Genomic DNA, 4,674 nt, shown 5'->3' with positions numbered 1-4,674 from the left:
CATGAAGCATAGTATGAGCAGACGTGGTAATTGTTGGGATAATGCTCCAACCGAGCGGTTCTTTAGGAGCTTTAAAACAGAATGGATGCCCAAGAAAGGCTATGACGATTTATCTCAAGCAAGAGTCGATGTAGCGAGTTATATTTTAGGTTATTACTGTCAAGTTAGACCACATAGCTTTAATGATTATTTAACACCTGTTGAGAAAGAAAATCAGTTTTTTAACCAAAATCTCTTAAAAGCTGTCTAATTAAACTTGACCACTACAAATGACACCAAACACCCTACCACCGCAAGGCATGAGCCGAGCCAAAGACGTATTAAAGTTTGTACCAGTAAGCCGTACCACGTTATGGAATATGGTAAAAAATGGCAAATTCCCAAAACCAACCAAACTAAGCCCAACCATTACCGTGTGGCGTAACGCTGATGTTTTGGCATGGCTAGAAGCACAAGGGGGCAACGCATGAACACGCCTGCCCCAAAACAGACCAACACCTTAACCCAGTGCCAAACCCTAAAAAAAGCTTTAGAACGTGGCGAGCGACTAACAGGGCTTGAGATTATCCAACGCTACCGCATTTTGGGCTATTCCCAACGTATGGGGGAATTAATCCGAAAGGGTTTACCGATTGTTAAAGAATGGGTAACGACTGCAGGCGGTGCAAGGGTTATTCAATACAGCCTAGATAAAGGGGGTAACGACTGGTAACGGATAGGGGCGGTAAAAAAGTTCAAGGGGGCTAGGTTGTATGACCGCACCCCTAAGCAAATTTTTACGACCGCAAAATTAAAAAATTCGGATAGTTTTTGAAAGCTAAGTTTAGTTTTCTTTAACTAAACGATTTATCCATGAAAAAGGCTTGTTTGTTATCAAACAAGCCCACTACAACAGTAAAGGTATTCTATCATGAGTAAATTTAATTTTAAAGGTTTAATGAGTGAATTTTTTTCACTTGTCAAAGTGGCAGGCGTGAAAGATAATAGCTTTCTCTCAAAATTACATAGCGGTTCGCCAAACCGTCATATATTGGCTTTTTTTACGCCTATCACAGGGCAATTCCTACCATATACAGGCTTTTTACGCCTATTCTTTATGGTTTGGTTGATATTACAAAATAAGCCATTAGGCGAATATGTAGAGCGGTTGCTATGTAAACCGAGAGTGAGACCAAACCACCCTATTTTAGGGAATTTTTCATTAACTCAAAATTACATAGGGGGCTATCATGCCTAAACTTCCAAATACTTCACGTACCACCACACAAGCGACCGACACGCCTGCCAAAAACAATATGATTTTGGTAAAACGTGATGATTTAACCGACATTCAAGCGTTGTTAGATGAATTAATAACGGGGCTTTTTAATATTGAAAATGCGTTATATTTTGATGAAAAATCAACCAACGGCAAAAACCCCTATTTGGCAAATATTATCCATAACGCACTTTTGTGGCATAGCCAAACGGCAAACAATACCAGTAGCCAACTAGATGACCTTATCAATGCACCGACTGCCATGTTAACGCACGACTAGCACGCCGTGCTAAACACAAAAATAATAACAAACAGCCCTATGCACCGCTTAGGGCTATAGGGATTTTTTATGCAATTAAATCACTTTATGAAATTTATCAACACCTTTCCAACTGCCACGCCTGCCCAACTACAAACGCACGATACACTAAACACGTTATGGCATTTAATGCCACAATCTAACTTTGTATATTTGGCAGATGATATTTTAGTTAGTGGTAATAGCCGACCCACCGCCGATAGTATCGGCGTGTTAATGGTTGATGATGAGTTACAGGCGTGTAATTTGGCGGTTTATCCATTGAGCGGTGCAGAGCCGTTTTTAGTGAATGATAATTTGGGGGCGTTTTTGATTGGTACGCAAGGTGAGATTATCGCAAGCCCAAGTTTGGCAGACATAACGGCGTTTTATGCTTATTTGAATGATGATTTTAGCAATTATCGCTTTATTATGCCATTCAATGAGCGATATTTGGCAGGCGTGGTGAAATCTTTTAGCCAAAAGCAACGCATAAGCATTTACGGCGGTTTTGAGAATGATTATGCGAACGAATTTAACGGCTATAACGTAAAATCGGTTAGCACCTTTCATACCTTGCAAGATACGTTATATTATGAGTTAATCGGACATAGTGGCTTGCAAGCGATTGAGAATATGGACGGGACAGAAGTTAAGTTATTACAGGTTGATGAATGGGGCGAGTTGCAACCGCTGAATGATACGCCCCTATTTAATAATCCTTATCCAATCAACGCATTTACAGGCGTATTGCATGGGGCGGTAACTGCCATTGCCTACCATGCACAAACACCGCTTAGCATGGCAGGGCAAGCCGTATTAGGGGCGTTGTCAAGCATGGGGCAATGCCATGTTAATGCACCGTTTGGACATGAACACAAGCCTGCCAGTCTATTTTTATTGACCGAAGGTGAAAGCGGTGCAGGAAAAACGCAAGCAAATAAACTAGCTTATTATGCCATTTATCAACATGAAAAAACCCGCTATCAAAGCTATGTAGCAGACATTAGCGAGTGGCAAGCCCAAAAAGACAGCTTAAAAGGCAAAGAATTAAGCCAGTTTTTGCAAGATGAGCCAAAACCCAACAATCCTAAACAGCTTGTAAATGATATTACCATAGAAAGCCTATTAGACCGTTTTATATTTGGCACTAATCAAAATATATCGTGGGTAACTGATGAAGCAGGACAATTTTTTGGCGGATATAGCTTAAAATCGGACGGCGTGGCAAATGCCCTATCAAGTTTAACCAAACTCTATAGTGACGGTACGGCAAGCCGTGAGCGTTCACAGCGTAGCAACCACGCAACACCACTCACAACCGCTTATGATGTGCGTTTGACGATTGATTTAGCAGGGCAAAACGCCGTTATTAAACCTGCAATGTGTGATGAAATGATGAACGGGCAGGGATTTTTGGCAAGATGTTTGTTATCGTTTGAGCCGTCATTAATTGGTGAGCGTGTTTGGAATAGCAAAGAGCGGTTAACCACCGACCCAAAAGATGACCCACGACTAATAGCATTTTGGCAAAGATGTTATTTACTGTTAGACCCACCACCAAACGAACGCAACAATGAACGTGTTGATTTACCGTTTGGCGAAAATGCACGGCAATACTTAGCAGACTTTCAACAGTTTATAGAAACACGGCAAAAAGTTGGCAAGGATTTGGCAAATTTTAGGGCGTTTGCTAGTCGTATGGCTGAAAATGCTACACGGATAGCGACCCTTTTTGCGTTTTTTGATTGTCAAAAGGCGGTGAATGTGGAATATTTACAAAGGGCGTTTTTGTTGGTTGAATATTCTATTAATGAGCGGTTACGTTACTTAGATATCCCAAACGGTAAAAATGAGTGTGAAGAATTGATTGAGTGGATTATTAACAAGGCGAAAGCTAAAAATACCAATGTTTTAGATAAACCATATATTACCCAAAATGCACCTAATAGATTAAGGGGTAAGAAAATCCATTTTTTACTAGATGATTTGGAAAGCATGGGTTATATTAAACAGGAAAAAGACGGACGCAAAAAACTTGTAAAAATTAATCCATGTTTATTTTAATTTTGCTAAAGTTATTATTAATCTGTTTATTTTATAATATAAGCAGACTTGCTAAAGTTGCTAAATATGTCTAGAACCCTTTTAAATAAAGGGTTTTAACCTTAGCAGACCACTGCTAAGCTTAGCTAAGGTTGCTAAACTTCTGCTAAATCTCATCAAATTAGCAATTAACTTTAGCAACGTTAGCAATCGTTAGCAAATGGCTTGCTAAGCTATAACCATTGCAAATAAAGGATTAGAACGAATTTTAGCAAGTTTAGCAAGTTCCCTTAATGTATAAAAAAAGTCTATTAATACTATCTTTAACCAAACTATATAATTTAGCCAAAATCATATTAAACAATGGGGCTACAGCTTAGTTTAAGCCAAAAAATGTAGGGTTATTTTGCAAACTTTTGAACAACCCTAAATTATTAAGTTGAAAAAAGTAATGGCATAAAAATGCTACTTAATTACTTAATCAACCCTTTATCCCTTGTGGTTAAAGGGTTTTATTATTAATAAAACTTAATAATATTTTGGGCAGGCGTGTTGATGATTGCTTTTTATTATCCGAAAGTTTACAATACACAAAACAAAGGGCTTTATCATGAGTGAAAAGTTTATATTAAATAAAACGGTTGTGTTTGATGAGTGGTTGCAAAATCTTAAAGACCCTTTAGGGCTTGTTGGCATCGTGGCAAGGTTGAAAAGGGCTGAAAATGGTAATTTTGGCGATTACAAACTACTTCCAAACACAGGCGGTATTTATGAAATGTGTAGTGGCATAATAAACCTAGACAGCTGATAAGAGATTATAATAGCCCAAACGGAGGCATAATCTCATGACAAAAGTACGTAAAACATACACACCCGAATTCAAATTAGAAATGATAAAACTCATAGAAGAACAAGGGCAAAAACCAAGTAATGTTGCAACCCAATATGAAATAGCCGAATCCACACTCGAAAACTGGCTAACCCGTTATCGCAGAGAAAAACGAGGCAACCCCATAACCAAAGGCAACGCTCTAACTGAAGAACAACGAGAAATCCAGCGACTAAAAAAAGA

8 protein-coding genes are annotated in these 4,674 nt (G+C 38.8%); all 8 read left to right on the top strand.

All coding sequences use genetic code 11. From position 1 onward, the window contains the following. Positions 1-250, top strand: a 250-nt coding sequence (locus tag A3G3_RS0108845) for an integrase core domain-containing protein (protein ID WP_019519392.1), incomplete at its 5' end; no start/stop codon positions are given. Between the two features lie 19 nt (positions 251-269). Further along, positions 270-470 (top strand): helix-turn-helix transcriptional regulator, encoded by a 201-nt coding sequence (locus A3G3_RS0108840; RefSeq protein ID WP_019520174.1) that lies wholly within the window; start codon positions 270-272, stop codon positions 468-470. Further along, on the top strand, positions 467-712 hold the full coding sequence (locus tag A3G3_RS13530; RefSeq protein ID WP_019520173.1) for a helix-turn-helix domain-containing protein: 246 nt from the start codon (positions 467-469) through the stop codon (positions 710-712). The genes A3G3_RS0108840 and A3G3_RS13530 overlap by 4 nt, the downstream gene beginning before the upstream one ends. Positions 713-910: 198 nt before the next feature. Further along, positions 911-1,237, top strand: coding sequence for a hypothetical protein (locus A3G3_RS0108830; protein WP_019520172.1), 327 nt, complete (start codon positions 911-913; stop codon positions 1,235-1,237). Continuing rightward, positions 1,230-1,538, top strand: coding sequence for a hypothetical protein (locus A3G3_RS0108825; protein ID WP_019520171.1), 309 nt, complete (start codon positions 1,230-1,232; stop codon positions 1,536-1,538). The genes A3G3_RS0108830 and A3G3_RS0108825 overlap by 8 nt, the downstream gene beginning before the upstream one ends. A 69-nt stretch (positions 1,539-1,607) precedes the next feature. Beyond that, positions 1,608-3,623, top strand: a complete 2,016-nt coding sequence (locus A3G3_RS13525; RefSeq protein WP_019520170.1) for a DUF3987 domain-containing protein — start codon at positions 1,608-1,610, stop codon at positions 3,621-3,623. Between the two features lie 589 nt (positions 3,624-4,212). After that, a complete protein-coding gene (locus A3G3_RS0108815; RefSeq protein WP_019520169.1) occupies positions 4,213-4,410 on the top strand; it encodes a type II toxin-antitoxin system RelE/ParE family toxin in 198 nt (65 codons plus the stop codon). 37 nt (positions 4,411-4,447) lie between these two features. Continuing rightward, positions 4,448-4,674, top strand: a 227-nt coding sequence (locus A3G3_RS0108810) for a transposase (RefSeq protein WP_019518991.1), incomplete at its 3' end; no start/stop codon positions are given.

This window comes from Moraxella boevrei DSM 14165 (genome assembly GCF_000379845.1).
GTDB classification, from domain to species: Bacteria; Pseudomonadota; Gammaproteobacteria; order Pseudomonadales; family Moraxellaceae; genus Faucicola; species Faucicola boevrei.
Note: the sequence above shows the minus strand (reverse complement) of the source record. Positions and strands in the feature narration are given on the sequence as shown.

Bases quoted from the DNA above. Each gene is read 5' to 3' on its own strand.
- A3G3_RS0108815 (WP_019520169.1), top strand. From the start codon at position 4,213: ATGAGTGAAAAGTTTATATTAAATAAAACGGTTGTGTTTGATGAGTGG.
- A3G3_RS0108825 (WP_019520171.1), top strand. From the start codon at position 1,230: ATGCCTAAACTTCCAAATACTTCACGTACCACCACACAAGCGACCGAC.
- A3G3_RS13530 (WP_019520173.1), top strand. From the start codon at position 467: ATGAACACGCCTGCCCCAAAACAGACCAACACCTTAACCCAGTGCCAA.
- A3G3_RS13525 (WP_019520170.1), top strand. From the start codon at position 1,608: ATGCAATTAAATCACTTTATGAAATTTATCAACACCTTTCCAACTGCC.
- A3G3_RS0108830 (WP_019520172.1), top strand. From the start codon at position 911: ATGAGTAAATTTAATTTTAAAGGTTTAATGAGTGAATTTTTTTCACTT.
- A3G3_RS0108840 (WP_019520174.1), top strand. From the start codon at position 270: ATGACACCAAACACCCTACCACCGCAAGGCATGAGCCGAGCCAAAGAC.